The following is a 14,911-nucleotide window of genomic DNA, read 5'->3' on the forward strand; positions in this document are numbered from 1 at the left end:
ACTGTCCCTGAATCCATCGGGGAGAGTGTCCCATGAAGGTGAGCGAACTGGCCCGCGCCGCAGGTGTGAATCCGGAGACCGTGCGTTTTTACACGCGGGAAGGGTTACTGCATCCCCAGCGCAACCCGGATAACGGCTACCACATCTACTCCAGCGACGATCTCCAGCGCATGCAGTTCGCCCGCAAGGCCCGTCAGCTGGGATTCGCGCTCAGCGAGATCCAGTCCATCCTGGGGGAAGCCGACCATCACACCTCACCCTGCCCCATGGTGCGCGACATTTTCGAGCGCCGCCTGCAGGACGTGGAAGACCGCCTGGCCGAACTGGAAGCCTTGCGCAATCGCATGCGCGATGCCATGGCGGTCTGGGAAAACATGCCCGACGGCACGCCGGACGGTCACACGATCTGCCGCCTGATTGAACACTGGGACGACTCCGAAGCGAAAACAGCCAAACCAGGAGGGCACGCATGAACACCGCAACGCGACACCCCATCCAATTGGCCATCCAGGGAGCCTCCTGTCAGGGTTGCGTGCGCAAGATCCGCGCGTCCCTGGCCGATCTGGTGTCCGATCCGGAGCAGGTCACCGTCGACCTGTACCGGCAGCGCGTGACCCTGCCGGAAGCCACCGATGCCGAAGCGGCCGCCCAGCGGGTGACCGACGCCGGGTATCCGGCCCGGCCCTTGGAGGCAAAAGCTGGCGAGACCCTGACCATCCGCGGCGCTTCCTGCCAGGGCTGCGTCAAGAAGATCCGGGAGGCGGTGACGCCGCTGGTAAACGCAGCGGATGATATTGATATCGACCTGGAGAGCCAGACCGTTACCCTACCCGCCGGTATCGACGTGGAAGAGGCCGTCCAGCGCATCTCCGACGCGGGCTATCCGGCACAACGGGCGGACGCCGTTGACACCGAAGAGGCGGACAGCGGCCCGCCTGAGCCTGCAACATCCGCCGCCACGCCGTCACAGGGCCGATCCGGCAGCGGCTCCCACGCCGACGATGGCGAGATCCACCTGTCGATCACCGGAGCCACCTGTGCCTCCTGCGTCCGCACCATCGAAACCGCCATGCAGCGGGTTCCCGGCGTGACCGAGGCGCGCATGAACCTGGCCGACCTGACCGCCACGGCCCAGGGGCATGCCAGCGCCGATGCCCTGATCCAGGCCATCAGCAGCGCCGGCTACGGAGCCAGCGAGATTCACGACCAGGATGCGGTGGATGACGAGAAGGAAGCCGCCAGCCGCAAGGAATACCGGACCCTGCTGATCAAGATGGCCGTGGGCCTGGGACTGGGCCTTCCGCTGATGGCCTGGGGGCTGTTCGGCGGCACCATGGCCGTCAATGGTGACACCCGCATCGGCTGGCTGATCGTCGGCGCCGTGACACTCGCCGTGCTGGTGCTGGCCGGCGGCCATTACTTCACCGGAGCCTGGAAGGCCTTTCGCCATCACAACGCCAACATGGACACCCTGATCGCCCTGGGTACCGGCACCGCATGGCTCTATTCCATGGGCGTCGTGCTGGCGCCGGAGCTGTTGCCGGAAGCCGCCCGGCATGTCTATTTCGAGGCATCGGCCATGATCATCGGCCTGATCAACCTCGGCCAGGCGCTGGAACTGCGCGCCCGCGGTCGGACGTCACAGGCCATCCGCCGTCTGCTCGACCTGCGCGCCCGCACCGCCCGGGTCATCCGCGACGGTCAAGAGGTCGACATCCCGGTTGAAGAGGTGCAGGTGGGTGATCACTTCCGCGTGCGCCCCGGCGAAAAGGTCCCGGTGGATGCGGTGGTCGTTGAAGGCGAAAGCCGCATCGATGAAAGCATGCTCACCGGTGAGCCCATGCCAGTGAACAAGGCCAAAGACGACGAGGTGTCCGCCGGCACGATCAACAGCAGCGGCGCGCTGGTGTGCCAGGCGACCCGGGTCGGCTCGGAAACCGCCCTCGCCCAGATCATCCAGCTGGTGAAGAAAGCCCAGGGCGAGAAACCACCCATCGGCCGGCTGGCGGATCGGATCTCGGCGATTTTCGTTCCCACCATCCTACTCATCGCCATTGCCGCAGCGCTGGTCTGGTACAACGTCGGCCCGGCCCCGGCAGCGGCGCACATGCTGGTGGCCGCCACCACGGTGCTGATCATCGCCTGCCCCTGCGCGCTGGGGCTGGCCACGCCCATGTCGGTGATGGTCGGCGTGGGTAAAGCCGCCGAACACGGCATCCTGATTCGTCAGGGGGAAGCCCTGCAGTTGGCCGGCCAGCTCGACACGGTGGTGTTGGATAAGACCGGCACCATCACCGAAGGCAAACCCCGTGTCACCCAGCTGGTTTCAGCGGACGGTGTCAGCGAGAACGAGCTGTTGGGGTTGGCTGCCGGTCTTGAGCAACACTCCGAACATCCGCTGGCGCAGGCGATCCTGACCGCCGCCGATGAGCGGGGGGTGGAACGGTTCAGCAGCAGCGGCTTCGAAGCCCTGAACGGCCAGGGCCTCACGGCCCAGGTGGACGGCCAGACACTGCGTCTGGGCAACCGCCGCTGGCTGGAAAACGAAGGCGTGGACCTGTCCGGCCTGCGCGACGCGGCCGAGGCCATCTCGAACGACGCCGGCACACCGCTGTTCCTGGCCCGGGGCGCACAAGCGCTGGGTGTCATCGGTGTCGCCGACCGTATCAAGGACGACTCCAAGGCGGCCATCGCCCGCATGACCGACCAGGGCATTCGTGTCGTGATGCTCACCGGCGACGTCGAAGCCAGCGCCCGGGCGATTGCCCGCCAGGCCGGTATCGACGAGGTGCATGCCAACGTGTTGCCGGAAGACAAGGCCAGCATCGTCAAAGAGCTGCGTGACGAGGGGCGGCGCGTGGCCATGGTGGGCGATGGCATCAACGACGCCCCGGCCCTGGCCGCCGCCGATGTCGGGTTTGCCATCGGTGCCGGCACCGATGTGGCCATCGAGAGCGCGTCCATCACCCTGATGCGCAGTTCCCTGCAGGGCGTCACCGATGCCATCGAGATCTCCCAGGCTACGGTGCGCAATATCCGCCAGAACCTGTTGGGGGCCTTTGCCTACAACAGCCTCGGGGTGCCCATTGCCGCCGGTATCCTGTATCCGGTCTGGGGCATCCTGATGAGCCCGATCCTGGCGGGGGCGGCCATGTCGCTGTCGTCGGTGACCGTGGTTTCCAACGCCAACCGGCTGCGCTTTTTCAAACCCGGCAAACGCCAGAAGGCATCCTCATGAGCACGTTACTGATCAATGGCGCCGGCCTGTTGCTGGCCGCCTTTATCGTCTACTGGTTCTGGCTGAGCGGCCCGTCCGGTGACGATTCGTCCCATCACCACCACTGAGGCAAAGAGCTCAGCGATTGCTGTTGCAGTGGGCGCGGAATTCCAGCTTGCTGATGCGGTTGTCGCCGTCCGCGTCCATCACTTCCAGCATGCGGCGGCCGCCTTCAAACTCGTCCTTGGCCGGGATCGGCGCCATCGTGTCGGGGACTGAGCCGCAGCGCAGGTCCTCCCCGACGCCGCACTGGCGTAAGTAGACCAGCTCCGCCCGGTCAATGTAGTCGTTGCTGTTGCGATCGGCGCACTCAAACTGGCCCCGCGGGCCGTCCGCCATCTTCCGGGTCTGCGGTTTCTGATCCGGGGGCGCGGCACAGGCGCCCAGGAAGACGACAAGCGGCAAGATCGCGTAAACTGCGGTGGGTTTTATCATTTTTGAGACTCCCGGCAGGATGCAGATCGTCTGTCCACAGTATGGCCGACATTCCCTGGACTGCCACCTGCTGCCAGAGCGCGACCGAGGACCTGCAGGATCATGCGGAACACTACCGGCAAACGCCCGAAACGACTGCAGATACTCCTGATCGGGCTGTTTCTCTACGGCAGCCTGAGCTACAGCCTCAGTCTGGCGGAATACACTCTGTTCCAGCTCCGTGGCGAGGCACTGTTCAGCCCCAGCCTGACGTTCACCAATGTCAATACGCCGGAACTGGATCGACTGGACACCGACTGCGGTACCCAGCTGCTACCCGCTGCCGGGCGCGCACCAGCGGCTCTGGGAGAGCCAGTCGTGCTGCGCTGCGGCCGCTTCTGGCCGTTCTATCGCTACAGCATCCAGGCGCCCCAGACCCGGGCCAGCCTGGACCTCGGCGACGATAACAACGGCGCCATCCGGACCGTCAACCAGGTCACCCTGGCGCTGACGCTGCTGCTGGTGGCGCTGATCGGGGTTATCCTCGGTCTCGGTCTGGCCCGACGCGATGCCCGGCACACCCTGCACTGGAGTCTGGTGGCCTTCGCCGCCAGCCTGGCCCTGGCCGGCGCCTACACCGGCGTTATGTTCATGACGGATCCCCACTTCGGTCTGGGCTGGTAGAAGGGATGTTGCAAAAGCGACTGCGCTCGGCAACCTCAGGGTCCAACGCGCCGTTGCACGATCGTCACCATTTCCCATCTGACGACACGCGCCATAACCGGTATACTGCCGATCCATTTTCAAGTTCCCGCCAGTCAGGTTCCATCGCATGCTAAACGCCGACGCCCTTTCGCAGTTGCGCCAGCTCAAAACCGACATCGAAGCCAACAAGGTGGTTCACCCCGGCACGGTCAAGGCCACCAACGGCCGTTTCGGCTTCGTGGCACTGGACGACGGCCGTGACCTGTACCTGCCCCAGGAGCAGATGCAGCGCGTGCTGCCCGGCGACCGTGTCGAAGTCACCGAACACGAAGGCGAGAAGGGCAAGACCTACGGCCAGGTGGACAAGCTGCTGGAATCGCCGCTGAAAACCTTTGTCGGCCGTTATAAGGTCCGCGGCAAGGGGCATTTCGTGGCACCGGAAACCCCCGGGCTCAATCACTGGCTGTTCATTCCGCCCAAGCAGCGCGCCGGGGCCGAACCGGGTGACTTTATCTACTGCGAGGTGGCCAAACATCCGGTGAAGGACGGCAAGGGCCAGGCCGGTATCCTGCGCGTACTGGGCAAACCCGACCGGAGCGGCATCGAACGCGCCGTCACCCTGGCCCAGTACGACCTCAATGAAGACTGGCCGCAGGATGCAGCAGACGAGCTGGAACAGCTCAGCGAAGATCGGGTGGCGCAGCAGGCCGAAGGCCGCGATGACCGCACCGGCGACCCGTTCGTGACCATCGACAGCCCCAGCACCCAGGACATGGACGACGCTCTCTGCGCCGTTCCCAACGCCACCGGCTGGACCCTGTCCGTCGCCATCGCCGACCCCACCGCGCTGCTCCTGGTGAACGGACCGGTCGAGCGAGAGGCCAGACGGCGCGCGACCGCCATCTACTTCCCGGGCGAGCCGCGGCCGATGCTGCACGACACCCTGAGCACCCAACTGTGTTCACTGGTGCCGGACGTGCGGCGGCTGGCGGTCGTGTGCGACATCCAGGTCAACAACGACGGGTCACTGGGCGAATTCAGCCTGAAGGAAGCGGTCATCCGCTCCCACGGTAAGCTCAGCTACGATCTGGTGGACGGCGTGATTGCCGGGCGCAGCGACGAAGAGATCCAGGCCCTGCCGGACGCGGTCAGTGCCAATATCGATCAACTGGCGCAAGCCGCCAACGCCCTGCGCCGCTGGCGCGAGGAACACGCCCTGCTCAGCCAGGATCGCCCGGAATTCCGCCTGCGCCTGGATGAGAACCGGCATATCCGCGCAATCGAGCCGTCCCAGCAGAACGAAGCCCACCGACTGGTGGAAGAGTGCATGGTCGCCGCCAACCGCTGTGCCGCCAGCGCGCTCGAGGCGAATAGCCCGAGCGGTCTGTTCATCACCCATCCCGGCCTGCGGGATGATCGGCTCGACAACATCCGCGAGTTGCTAAAGCGCTATGCGCCCGAGTTGACCGAACTGGACATCACCAGCGCCGAGGGTTTCCGCGAGCTGATGCGGGCGACGGAAAAGCTCGAGTCCGAGGTCCCGGTCAAGTCCATCCTGATGCGCCAGCTGGCCCGTGCGGAGCTCTCGGCCACCCCGGCCCCGCACCAGGGCATGGGGCTGCCAGCCTACACCACCTTTACGTCGCCGCTGCGCAAGTATTCCGACTTCCAGGTCCACCGCCTGCTGCGGGCCGCCCTGTGGAACGGTAAGAAAGCGGACATGAGCGCCGAGGCCATGGCCGCATTGCAGGACGCCCAGTTCAACGCCCGCCGGGCGGCCAACGCCCTGGAGCAGTGGCTGAAGTCGCTGTATGCGCCGCAACTGGGCAAGCAGCCCCACACCGGTGTGATTTCCCGGACCACCTCAGCCGGTTTCTTTGTGCGTCTGGACAGCAACGGTATTGAGGGCTTCGTGACCACCCGGGACATGACCGGCAAGTACAGCTTCGACCCGGTGACCCTGCGCCTGACGGGCCCGGAAGAGCGTATCTTCCAGCTCGACCAGCCGGTCACCGTGACCTTTGCCGGTGTGGATGCGGACAAGCGTCAGGTGCAGTTCAAACTGGCGGAAACCAGCGACAGCGAGACCCCGGACCCGGCATAACGCTCTTGAAAAGACCGAGTGGGACGCTCATAGTCGAATGAACGTCCCCGAAACAGCCTGGCACCACCCCTCAGGAGGTGAACCATGCGACCCGATGAATTCCTCAAGAAGTACGGCTTCGACGAAGAGGACGAGAAAGACCACAGCCTGCGCGGTCGGGCACTCGACCACGCCCGTCACCTGAAGCGTCCCCACGCCGGGACGCCTCATGACTGGGAAGACTGGGAACGGTATCGGCACGAACACCCTGAAGACATCGAAGACGAATCAGAAGAATAAAACCCGGTTTTCCAACAGACTGGTAACACCGCACCACGCCACGTGATGTATCCGTCTTGAACCCGGTGCAATCCGGCAGAGGTGAGAGTCAGTGTCCAGGGACAGCGAGTACAGGGAAAGCGACGCCTTATTCCGGCAGAACATACAGAACATCACCCGCCAGCTGCGTGAGCGGCTGGCCCGGGGTGATATTGTGCCGGTGGTTTCGGACTCCGACGACGCCGATATGCTGCAACTGATGGATACGGTCCATCATCTGCTCGCGGTGATGGACCAGGCGATCCACGACCAGCAGTACCTGGACACCGAGACCGGCTTCGCCAACGCCGATTATCTGGAAGAACAGCTCGACCGTCGCCTGCGGGGCGCCGACACTCCGGTCCTGTCGCTGATCCTGCTGAGCATTCCCAACCGCACCCTGATTGCCGAAACCCTCGATGCCCGGGAAACCCGGCAGCTGCGCACCGCCCTGCGCGAACGCCTGCAGCGCACCCTGGCCACCAACGAACTGGTCGCCAGCCTGCCCGACGGCACGCTCGCGTTCGTGGTACCCATGGACAGCGAACCCAAATTGCGCCTGCGCGCCCAGCACATCATGAACGCCATGGACGACCCCTTCAGCCTGGGCGAGCGTCAGGTCTGGCTGTCGGCGGTGGCCTCGGCGGCGCGGGTGCGCCCGGAAGGCCCCGATACCACCCACACCCTGATCCAGGCCGCCCGCGCGGCCCTGGGCGAGTCCCGCAGCAAGGGCACCGGCAGTTTCGTGCTGTTCGAGGACACCATGCGCGCCCAGCGCCACGGTCGCCTGGACATGGAACAGACCATCCGCTCGGCCCTGCGCCGGGGCTGGCTGGAGACCTTCCTGCAACCGCTGGTGGATTTGCAGCACGGCCAGGTGACCGGCTTTGAAGTGCTCTCGCGCATCCGTCATCCCGAGCGCGGACTGATCTCGCCCTCGGTCTTCGTGCCCGTGGCCGAACGCACCGGCCTGATTCGTCCGCTCAGCGAGCAGATGATGCGCCAGGCCGTGCCGCTGATGCAGGATGCACGCTTGCAGAAGCATTTCGGCGACGACTTTACCCTCAGCGTGAACCTGTCACCGAGCCAGCTGCACGACCCCAACCTGGCCGACCAGATTCTGCAGATCCTCAAAACCGCCGACGCCGATCCGCGGCGGCTGAAAATCGAGTTGACCGAAACCGCCGTGATGGCCGATCCCAACGTGGCCATCCACCTGATCCACCGCCTGCGCAAGCAGGGCATCGCCATTGCGCTGGATGACTTCGGCTCGGGCTATTCGTCGCTGGCCTACATCCGCAACCTGCCCCTGGATCAGCTCAAGATCGACCGCAGTCTGGTGTCCGGACTGGATCACGACAACGAGAAACGGGCCATCCTGGAAATGATCCTGACCCTGTGCGAGCGACTGGAGCTGGATGTGGTGGCCGAGGGCATTGAAACCGAGGCGGAACTGGGTTGCCTGCTGGGCATGGGTGCCCACTACGGTCAGGGTTTCCTGTTCAGCCGGCCCCAGGCGGTGGACGACCTGCTGAAGGCCGTGCCCGCCAGCGGACTGCTGCAGTCCGCCGACGCCGGCGAAGAAGTGCGTTAGGCGTTCAGCGACTCCAGCATCTGATCCTTCTCGGACCACACGCTGCCCAGCCAGGCCTTCATCTCCTTGCGGAAGGCGGCATCCTCGCTGTAATCCCGCCCCTTGAGGTGAGCCGGTATGGGCACGGTGTCGATGCGCAGGCGAACGGTCGACACCCGGCCGCAGAGGAAATCCCAGAAGCTCGGCGCCCCGTCCGGGTAAGCAATGGTCACGTCCACCAGCGTTTCGATCGAATCGCCCATCGCGTCCAGCACGAACCCGGCACCGCCAGCCTTGGGCTGCAGCAGGTGCTTGTAGGGGGATTTCTGTTTGGCGTGCTTGGCCGGCGTGAAGCGGGTCCCTTCCACGAAGTTCATCACCGAGACCGGCGCAAAGCGGAATTTTTCACAGGCCTTGCGGGTGGCGACCATGTCCTGGCCGCGCTTTTCCGGGTGCTTGATCAGGTATTCGCGGGAATAGCGCTTCATGAACGGGAAATCCAGGCCCCACCAGGCCAGGCCGATCACCGGCACGTAGATCAGCTCCCGCTTGAGGAAGAACTTGAGGAACGGCGCCCGGCGGTTGAACACCCGCTGCATGGCAAAGATGTCCACCCAGCTCTGGTGGTTGGACAGCACCAGGTACCACCCCTCACGGCGGAGCTTGTCGGCCCCTTCGACGTCCCATTTCGTGCTTTGGGTCAGCATCTGCCAACCCGTGTTGCAGGCCACCCAGGCCTCGGAAATCATGATGATGATCCGGGTACAGAAGCCCTGCCAGGGCTTGATCGGAATCAGCTTGAGCAGCGCCGGAATATAGAGCAGCACGCACCAGAACACGGTGTTGATGGCGAGCAGTACGGCGGCAATGACACCCCGGACCGGGGCGGGCAGAAAACTCAGCATTGTTGTTGTCCATTCAGGCATCGGGAAACCGGCGCTCATGATAACAAGCGACTGGCCAAAATGCCCGACGTGGATGCCGGGTCCGCCACTGATTGGTGGACCTGAGTCATTACACTGCGACAATGTTTCGCCAACAGGACCTGACCGTGAATCTGATCCAGTCCACCCTGCAGCGCGGCGCCCGGTTCAGCCGGCAAACCCGGGATTATGCCGGCAACGCCTTCGATCGCGTCTTCCGCTCGGCGGAGATGGTGCTGGCCGGCAAGACGCCCTATGAGACACTGGCCGAAGACGGCCTGGTGAGTCTGCGCTACTACCCGCCACTGGAGAGCTCCAGCATCCAGCTGGGCGACGACACGGTTCCGGTGGAGCCCACCACCCACCGCGTACCGATCGTGATTGTCCCGCCGCTGGCGGTGAACATGCTGATCTACGATCTGTTTCCCCAGCGCAGCCTCGTCCGCTACCTGCGGGCGCGGGGCTTCGAGGTCTATCTGATTGACTGGGGTATGCCCACCCGGCGGCATAGCCACTACAACCTGCACACCTACGTGGCCGAGCTGCTGCCCCGCTACCTTGGTGCGGTCCGCCAGCACAGCGGCGAGCAGGACCTGAGCCTGCACGGCTGGAGCATGGGCGGGATGTTCGCCCTGTTCTACACGGCCCTGAGCGGTGATCGCCATATCCGCAACGCGGTGGTGCTGGGCTCGCCCATCGACAGCCACGCCTCCGGCCTGATGGGGCTGATGTACCGCCGTTTCAGCGATGTGGCGGGACTGGTGCGCCGCCATACCGGCTTCCGCATTCACGATGTGCGCCCGCACTGGTTGCACACGCCGGGGTGGGCCAACACCATCGGCTTCAAGCTGACCAACCCCATTGGCAGTGCCATGGGCTACTGGGAACTGTTGCTGCGCCTGGGAGACCGGGAATTCGTCACCAACCACGCCACCACCTCGGCGTTCCTCGACCGCATGGTGGCCTACCCCGGCGGCATCATCCAGGACACGCTGGTGCGGGTCTGGATCGACAACCAGCTGTCGGACGGGGAAATCCAGATCGGCGACGACATGGCCCGGCTGGAGAACGTGCACGCCAACCTGTTGGCCATTGCCGGCGAAGGCGACACCATGGTCACACCGGGCGCCGCCAAGCGGGTGATGGACCACGTCAGCTCCAGCGACAAGACCTTCCGCGTGGTGCCCGGCGGGCACATGGGCATCCTGGCGGGCAGTCAGGCGCCGGAAGCCAGCTGGATCGAGATCGCCGACTGGCTGGCGGAGCGTTCCGGATAATATTTCAAGTTTAAGAAGGAGTGTGATCAAGCCTGTGAACGCGATTTGCGGCTATCGGCCTTCTTCCTCAGAAAGCTCAACGCGCAAACGCACAGATGGGGGAAGAATCCCGGACGATCATGGCCTGAAGCTCCTAAATCGAATGGAGTCCCGAACAGACATTTTTGTTAGACTGAGCGAACTTAAAAGGACCGTTGTAAATCAGGAATGGAGTTCCCATGCGTCGTCTTTCTGCCCTCGCCTTGGCGTTTCTCGCCGGTTGTAGTTCCTCTTCCATCACCAGCAAAACGCTCTCCGATAGCGAAATCGAAGCCATAAAGTCTCGTGTCGAGGCTCGCTATCCCGATTTGCCTTCCGGCAAGCAGCAAGCTGTCACCGAACTGGTGGTCCGTGCCGTGGATAACATGGTTCCCATTGAGGGGGGCTCGTTCATGATGGGGGACTTCAAAGTGCCTTGTGAGCCGGGATCGGATCAGCTCTGTAGGAATGATTTTTACAAGGATAACGACTATATCCACAAAGTGACGTTGGACAATTACTCTCTCTCGAAATACGAAACCACTATCGCGGACTTCGACCTATTCCGTGAGCTTCAGGGAAAGGAGCCGTACGAGAAGGAGATACGCGAACGGGAGGGTAGAGAATACCTGTTCGAGCAGGACAAACCGGCATGGACAAAAAACTGGCAGGAACCGAAGGACTACTGTCTGTGGGTTGGGGAGCTGGCATCACGGCCGATTGACCTACCGACCGAGGCTCAGTGGGAGTTTGCCGCAAGGAATCGGGGCAAAGAGGTACGCTATGCAACCGACAACGGTAAAATTGAGTTTGGCAGGAACCATCAAAAGAAAAGGGGAAGGGAAAGCCAAGCCGTTGGCAGCTTTCCTCCAAACCCTCTAGGAATATATGACCTAATGGGGAATACTTCGGAATGGATCAGGGACAAATATTCTGAGACTTATTACCACCAAAGTCCTGAATCAAACCCAATGGGGCCCCCCGATGGTCAAGATCACGTTGTACGAGGGGGCAGTTATCTAACTACTCCCGATCTCGATATTACGGTTACCCGAGGTAGTAACAACGAACTCGGCTTCTACTCCAATCTGTACGGTTTCCGCTGTGCGTCCAGCCTTTAAACAATAGCGCTTAGGTCACCGTATTTTTGGTTGTAGGCAACAAGCTTCTCCCGAATCCGCCGCCGTTTTTTTCCGGCAGCGACCGGCATCCAGGCCGCTGCCTGGGAGACAGGCGCGTCGGAGGTGGCGCCCAATTCCGAAGAGATCCAGTCATAGAATTGCTTTAGTTGATTGTCGTCAGAGGCAAAGCCGTCATCCAGGATGGCGCAAACCTTTTCCAGAGACTGCATCGGGTTAGTCTTGGAACCGTCCTCTGTCATGTGTTGGAGTACTTCAAAGAATTTTCGCCAGGTGGCGATGTGGGAGAAAATATAGATTAATGCTCGTTCTTGCTCCTCCTCCCAGGATTCGATAAAGGTCTGTAGCAACGTGTGGCATAGCATTCCGACCGTTTCAGGGGGAAGGTTGTACAAGGTGATGGAGCCTTGATCTGATTGCAGTATGTCGCTCAATCGACCGTTACGAATGTTTTGTGCGAGAGTCTGAGCGTTTTCTTTGAGTGAACGGCGCCTATCCCAAGCTCGTTGAAGATTCCTAACGGGTTGATTGATCCACTCAACGGCTTTCCCTGTCTCATTAACTAGCGACAGGTATAGATTGCGACTCCACACCATAAAAAGCTCGCTGTCGATATTCTCCAAGTAGGAGTAATCAAATTCTCGAAGGGCATCCAGCACCGCCTTACAAAGTGACCAACAGCTCTGCAGGTCAACTGTTGTTCCAAAACTGCCGCTGGCGCCCGGCCCGAATACCAATCTGCCTTTGCAGGCCATGATGATTGCGTAGTCACGACCAAGCTTCAATGCAAAATCCATCCCCGCACCAACGCCAGCAGCTACGGTTCCACCCGCCTCAATCTTCAAAAGCTCCTGCCAATTGGCATTGGATTTATATTGCTCGTCAGGGTGCACCCAGCAGAATTTGCCGCTCACGGCACCGCCTGCCTCGGCCCCCGCAAACGCGTTGCCTGAGACAGAGAGACCGGCTTGTGGATCGGGTTTGATTTTCTTCTGATCGGATAACAGGAAGGTGGCTGCGCCGGTACTCAGCTTCGCGTTTGCTTCTCCGCTAATACGTCCACCCACAAAGCAGTTCAATGTGACGTCGCCGGAGAGCCGGAAAGCGCCGAAGGCCAGATCAGTCAGTTCGCCATTGCGATTCCGGAAAGTAAATCGGCAGTCCCAGCCGGTTTCGTTGGGCACGAAGACTTCAGCCAGTTTCGCTTCCGCCTCCGCCAGGGCCATGGAGGCACTGGCCTTGGCGCCTATATCGATCTCGCCCGTACTCAGATCGAAGCTGTTGACGCCGGCGCTGGCCTGCATGGCGAAGCGCATCAGCTGGGCTTCTGCAGTGACCTGAAAGGTGTTCTCCGATGGGTTGTCGCCCTCGCTGGAATTCCAGGTCAGCTTTGAGTGCTCCTTGCCAAGCAGGAAGAACTCATCCTTGGCTTCGACGAATTTAACCTCAACGTTGCCAATCGGGCTTTTGGCGGCATCAGCCGCAATGCCATCCTTGATTTTGCCAATCAACTCACCGGCTGTAGCTGAGGGATTCTCAAGCACACCGGCAATGGCCTTTGTCTTACGTACGTAGCGAATGGATGCGTAAGCAGCCGTAATGCGCTGGTAGACACCCTTGCGGACGTAGTACCAGCGACCGGGTCGGCTGAAGACCATGATTTCAATAATGCCAGCTTCGGTCTGGTTGCTGCGCTTGGAAAAATCCGAAGCCTTGATGCCGTTCCCTTTGACACCATTGGTTGCGCTGCCATCGTCCAATTGAGCCTGCAGTGCTTGTCGTTGCGAGCGCAACATGGTCAAACGCTGCTCTTTGGCGATAGTCACGATGTCTTCGCGCTTTTCCTCGTTATCGCTGGCAAAGGAAAAGAAGTAGTCTGGATCGTAGTCGTCATACCATTGAATCTGCTCGTCGATGGCGGCGATCTTTGAGCTGATGAGGGACACCTTCTCCGGTTCTGCCTCCTCCTGATCATCGGCCTCGGGTGCGAGCACGCCTTTCTCGGTCGCTTTGATCATCCATTGGCGCTTTGGACTGGGTTGCTCCTCATCGGAGGAAGGTGGCGCATCCTGGGCCTTCTTGAATTCGGCCATCAAGGCGTCCATTTCCTCGATTTCGGCGTGGATCTCTTCAGCGGCTGCCTCGGGCAGTGCCAGACACCAGGCGTCTTCTGCCGCGCCCATAACGTGAATGATCTCTGCGTACTCGTCGCGACAGGCGGTTGTCGTGCATTGGGACGAGGTGCGGCTATTCGCTGATTTCGGTTCCGGGAGGCCTGTGGCCGCTGAATCATTGTTCTCCGGAATCTTTAGGGTCCATCCCGTCTCGATATGATCGACATCCGTGATCCGGGGATTCTCTGCCTTCAGCGCAGCCAGTGTGACTTGATGTTGTTGTGCAATGGCCGAAAGGGTGTCGCCTGACTGGACTTCATACTGGGGCATGCTGGTTCTCCACCGCGCCTTCCATAGCGCTTAGTCGATCGTTTGATGTGGTTTGCGGTTCATCCAGGAGAGCTGCGAAGGGCGCGCGTCGATGAAAGCTAGCGCCGTTCTGGATGGCGAGCCTTAGCCAGCGCTCCAGATGGCTGCTTGTTTTGAATCCCGCTTGATCCCCCTCAAGCAGTCTCTCCAGCACCCAATGTTCAGGGGCGTCGTGGTGCGCCAGACCCTCGCGGTAGTGTTCGCTGTAACCCTGGGCTTCGGAAGCCAGCCAATACGGTGCCATGGCTTCGAGTTGATCGGGGGAGACACCCGGCGGAATGGATGAATGGGTGAGAGGTTCGTGCTTTTCCGGGGTGGCAGTACGCCAGGTGTGGTTGTCATGCCATAACCAAGTGGATGCGCCGTTCAGGAGGGCCTGGCGTTGTGTGTCACCCAAGACGCACAACAGTGCGCCGAGCTTCCGGGGTTCTTGTACCCGGAGCAGGCTACCTTTGGCCGGAAGCCCGTCATGAATCCAGTGCACGAAATGGGCATGCAGCTCGTCCATGGACCAGTCGGACCTTAAGAGCAACCCGATTGAGTGCCGGGTCATCTGGTCGGCCAGGGATTTCTGGAATTCTGGCGCTTTTCGCAAGTCCACCAGGGCTGGTCCATGCCGCCATTCCGCTGACCATGAGGTCTGTTCGAATAGGCTGCGCCATTTGCACCGGTTCGTGGGTCATTGCGCCGTATATGCGTTC

General features: G+C 61.7%; 11 protein-coding genes and 1 pseudogene. 8 read left to right on the forward strand and 4 right to left on the reverse strand.

What is annotated here, in order from left to right; translation table 11 throughout:
• Positions 1-32 precede the first annotated feature (32 nt).
• Together J3364_RS12450 and J3364_RS12455 are read left to right on the forward strand one after the other, a co-directional pair.
• Positions 33-473 carry a MerR family transcriptional regulator gene (locus J3364_RS12450; RefSeq protein WP_349558659.1) on the forward strand — a complete coding sequence of 147 codons (441 nt, stop codon included), beginning with the start codon at positions 33-35 and terminating at the stop codon, positions 471-473.
• The gene (locus J3364_RS12455; protein ID WP_349558660.1) at positions 470-3,238 is read left to right on the forward strand and encodes a heavy metal translocating P-type ATPase; all 2,769 of its coding nucleotides are present in this window, start codon (positions 470-472) and stop codon (positions 3,236-3,238) included. Before J3364_RS12450 ends, J3364_RS12455 begins: the two co-directional genes overlap by 4 nt.
• A 117-nt stretch (positions 3,239-3,355) precedes the next feature.
• Here J3364_RS12455 and J3364_RS12460 read toward each other — a convergent pair whose 3' ends face one another.
• On the reverse strand, positions 3,356-3,712 hold the full coding sequence (locus J3364_RS12460; RefSeq protein ID WP_349558661.1) for an EF-hand domain-containing protein: 357 nt from the start codon (positions 3,710-3,712) through the stop codon (positions 3,356-3,358).
• A gap of 102 nt (positions 3,713-3,814) precedes the next feature.
• Between J3364_RS12460 and J3364_RS12465 the strand changes: the two genes are divergently transcribed.
• The 4 genes from J3364_RS12465 (at position 3,815) to J3364_RS12480 (ending at position 8,391) form a co-directional block, all read left to right on the forward strand.
• Entirely contained in the window at positions 3,815-4,375 is a 561-nt protein-coding gene (locus J3364_RS12465) for a hypothetical protein (protein ID WP_349558663.1), read from the forward strand.
• A gap of 148 nt (positions 4,376-4,523) precedes the next feature.
• Positions 4,524-6,500, forward strand: a complete 1,977-nt coding sequence (locus tag J3364_RS12470) for a ribonuclease R family protein (RefSeq protein ID WP_349558664.1) — start codon at positions 4,524-4,526, stop codon at positions 6,498-6,500.
• Between the two features lie 84 nt (positions 6,501-6,584).
• A complete protein-coding gene (locus J3364_RS12475; protein ID WP_349558665.1) occupies positions 6,585-6,779 on the forward strand; it encodes a hypothetical protein in 195 nt (64 codons plus the stop codon).
• Positions 6,780-6,870: 91 nt separating this feature from the next.
• Entirely contained in the window at positions 6,871-8,391 is a 1,521-nt protein-coding gene (locus J3364_RS12480) for a putative bifunctional diguanylate cyclase/phosphodiesterase (protein ID WP_349558666.1), read from the forward strand.
• Here J3364_RS12480 and yihG read toward each other — a convergent pair.
• Positions 8,388-9,275 carry a 1-acylglycerol-3-phosphate O-acyltransferase, YihG family gene (yihG, locus tag J3364_RS12485; protein WP_349558667.1) on the reverse strand — a complete coding sequence of 296 codons (888 nt, stop codon included), beginning with the start codon at positions 9,273-9,275 and terminating at the stop codon, positions 8,388-8,390. The genes J3364_RS12480 and yihG overlap by 4 nt on opposite strands.
• Before the next feature lie 146 nt (positions 9,276-9,421).
• Between yihG and J3364_RS12490 the strand changes: the two genes are divergently transcribed.
• Together J3364_RS12490 and J3364_RS12495 are read left to right on the forward strand one after the other, a co-directional pair.
• Positions 9,422-10,570: an alpha/beta fold hydrolase gene (locus tag J3364_RS12490; RefSeq protein ID WP_349558668.1), complete on the forward strand. Its 1,149-nt coding sequence runs from the start codon at positions 9,422-9,424 to the stop codon at positions 10,568-10,570.
• A gap of 218 nt (positions 10,571-10,788) precedes the next feature.
• Positions 10,789-11,709, forward strand: a complete 921-nt coding sequence (locus J3364_RS12495; protein ID WP_349558669.1) for a formylglycine-generating enzyme family protein — start codon at positions 10,789-10,791, stop codon at positions 11,707-11,709.
• Here J3364_RS12495 and J3364_RS12500 read toward each other — a convergent pair.
• Together J3364_RS12500 and J3364_RS12505 are read right to left on the reverse strand one after the other, a co-directional pair.
• The gene (locus J3364_RS12500; RefSeq protein WP_349558670.1) at positions 11,706-14,171 is read right to left on the reverse strand and encodes a LysM peptidoglycan-binding domain-containing protein; all 2,466 of its coding nucleotides are present in this window, start codon (positions 14,169-14,171) and stop codon (positions 11,706-11,708) included. The two genes, J3364_RS12495 and J3364_RS12500, sit on opposite strands and share 4 nt — an antisense overlap.
• Positions 14,158-14,865 (reverse strand): annotated as a pseudogene (locus J3364_RS12505) (DUF4123 domain-containing protein); the annotation flags it as partial. The pseudogene J3364_RS12505 and the gene J3364_RS12500, both read right to left, overlap by 14 nt.
• Between the last annotated feature and the right edge of the window lie 46 nt (positions 14,866-14,911).

The sequence above is a fragment of the Marinobacter sp. NFXS9 genome (assembly GCF_040148665.1).
GTDB lineage: Bacteria > Pseudomonadota > Gammaproteobacteria > Pseudomonadales > Oleiphilaceae > Marinobacter_A > Marinobacter_A mangrovi.

What these genes read in the sequence shown, in the direction of transcription:
- yihG (WP_349558667.1), bottom strand. Translation starts at nt 9,275, where the DNA reads ATGCTGAGTTTTCTGCCCGCCCCGGTCCGGGGTGTCATTGCCGCCGTA.
- J3364_RS12495 (WP_349558669.1), top strand. Translation starts at nt 10,789, where the DNA reads ATGCGTCGTCTTTCTGCCCTCGCCTTGGCGTTTCTCGCCGGTTGTAGT.
- J3364_RS12475 (WP_349558665.1), top strand. Translation starts at nt 6,585, where the DNA reads ATGCGACCCGATGAATTCCTCAAGAAGTACGGCTTCGACGAAGAGGAC.
- J3364_RS12470 (WP_349558664.1), top strand. Translation starts at nt 4,524, where the DNA reads ATGCTAAACGCCGACGCCCTTTCGCAGTTGCGCCAGCTCAAAACCGAC.
- J3364_RS12455 (WP_349558660.1), top strand. Translation starts at nt 470, where the DNA reads ATGAACACCGCAACGCGACACCCCATCCAATTGGCCATCCAGGGAGCC.
- J3364_RS12465 (WP_349558663.1), top strand. Translation starts at nt 3,815, where the DNA reads ATGCGGAACACTACCGGCAAACGCCCGAAACGACTGCAGATACTCCTG.
- J3364_RS12500 (WP_349558670.1), bottom strand. Translation starts at nt 14,171, where the DNA reads ATGCCCCAGTATGAAGTCCAGTCAGGCGACACCCTTTCGGCCATTGCA.
- J3364_RS12450 (WP_349558659.1), top strand. Translation starts at nt 33, where the DNA reads ATGAAGGTGAGCGAACTGGCCCGCGCCGCAGGTGTGAATCCGGAGACC.
- J3364_RS12460 (WP_349558661.1), bottom strand. Translation starts at nt 3,712, where the DNA reads ATGATAAAACCCACCGCAGTTTACGCGATCTTGCCGCTTGTCGTCTTC.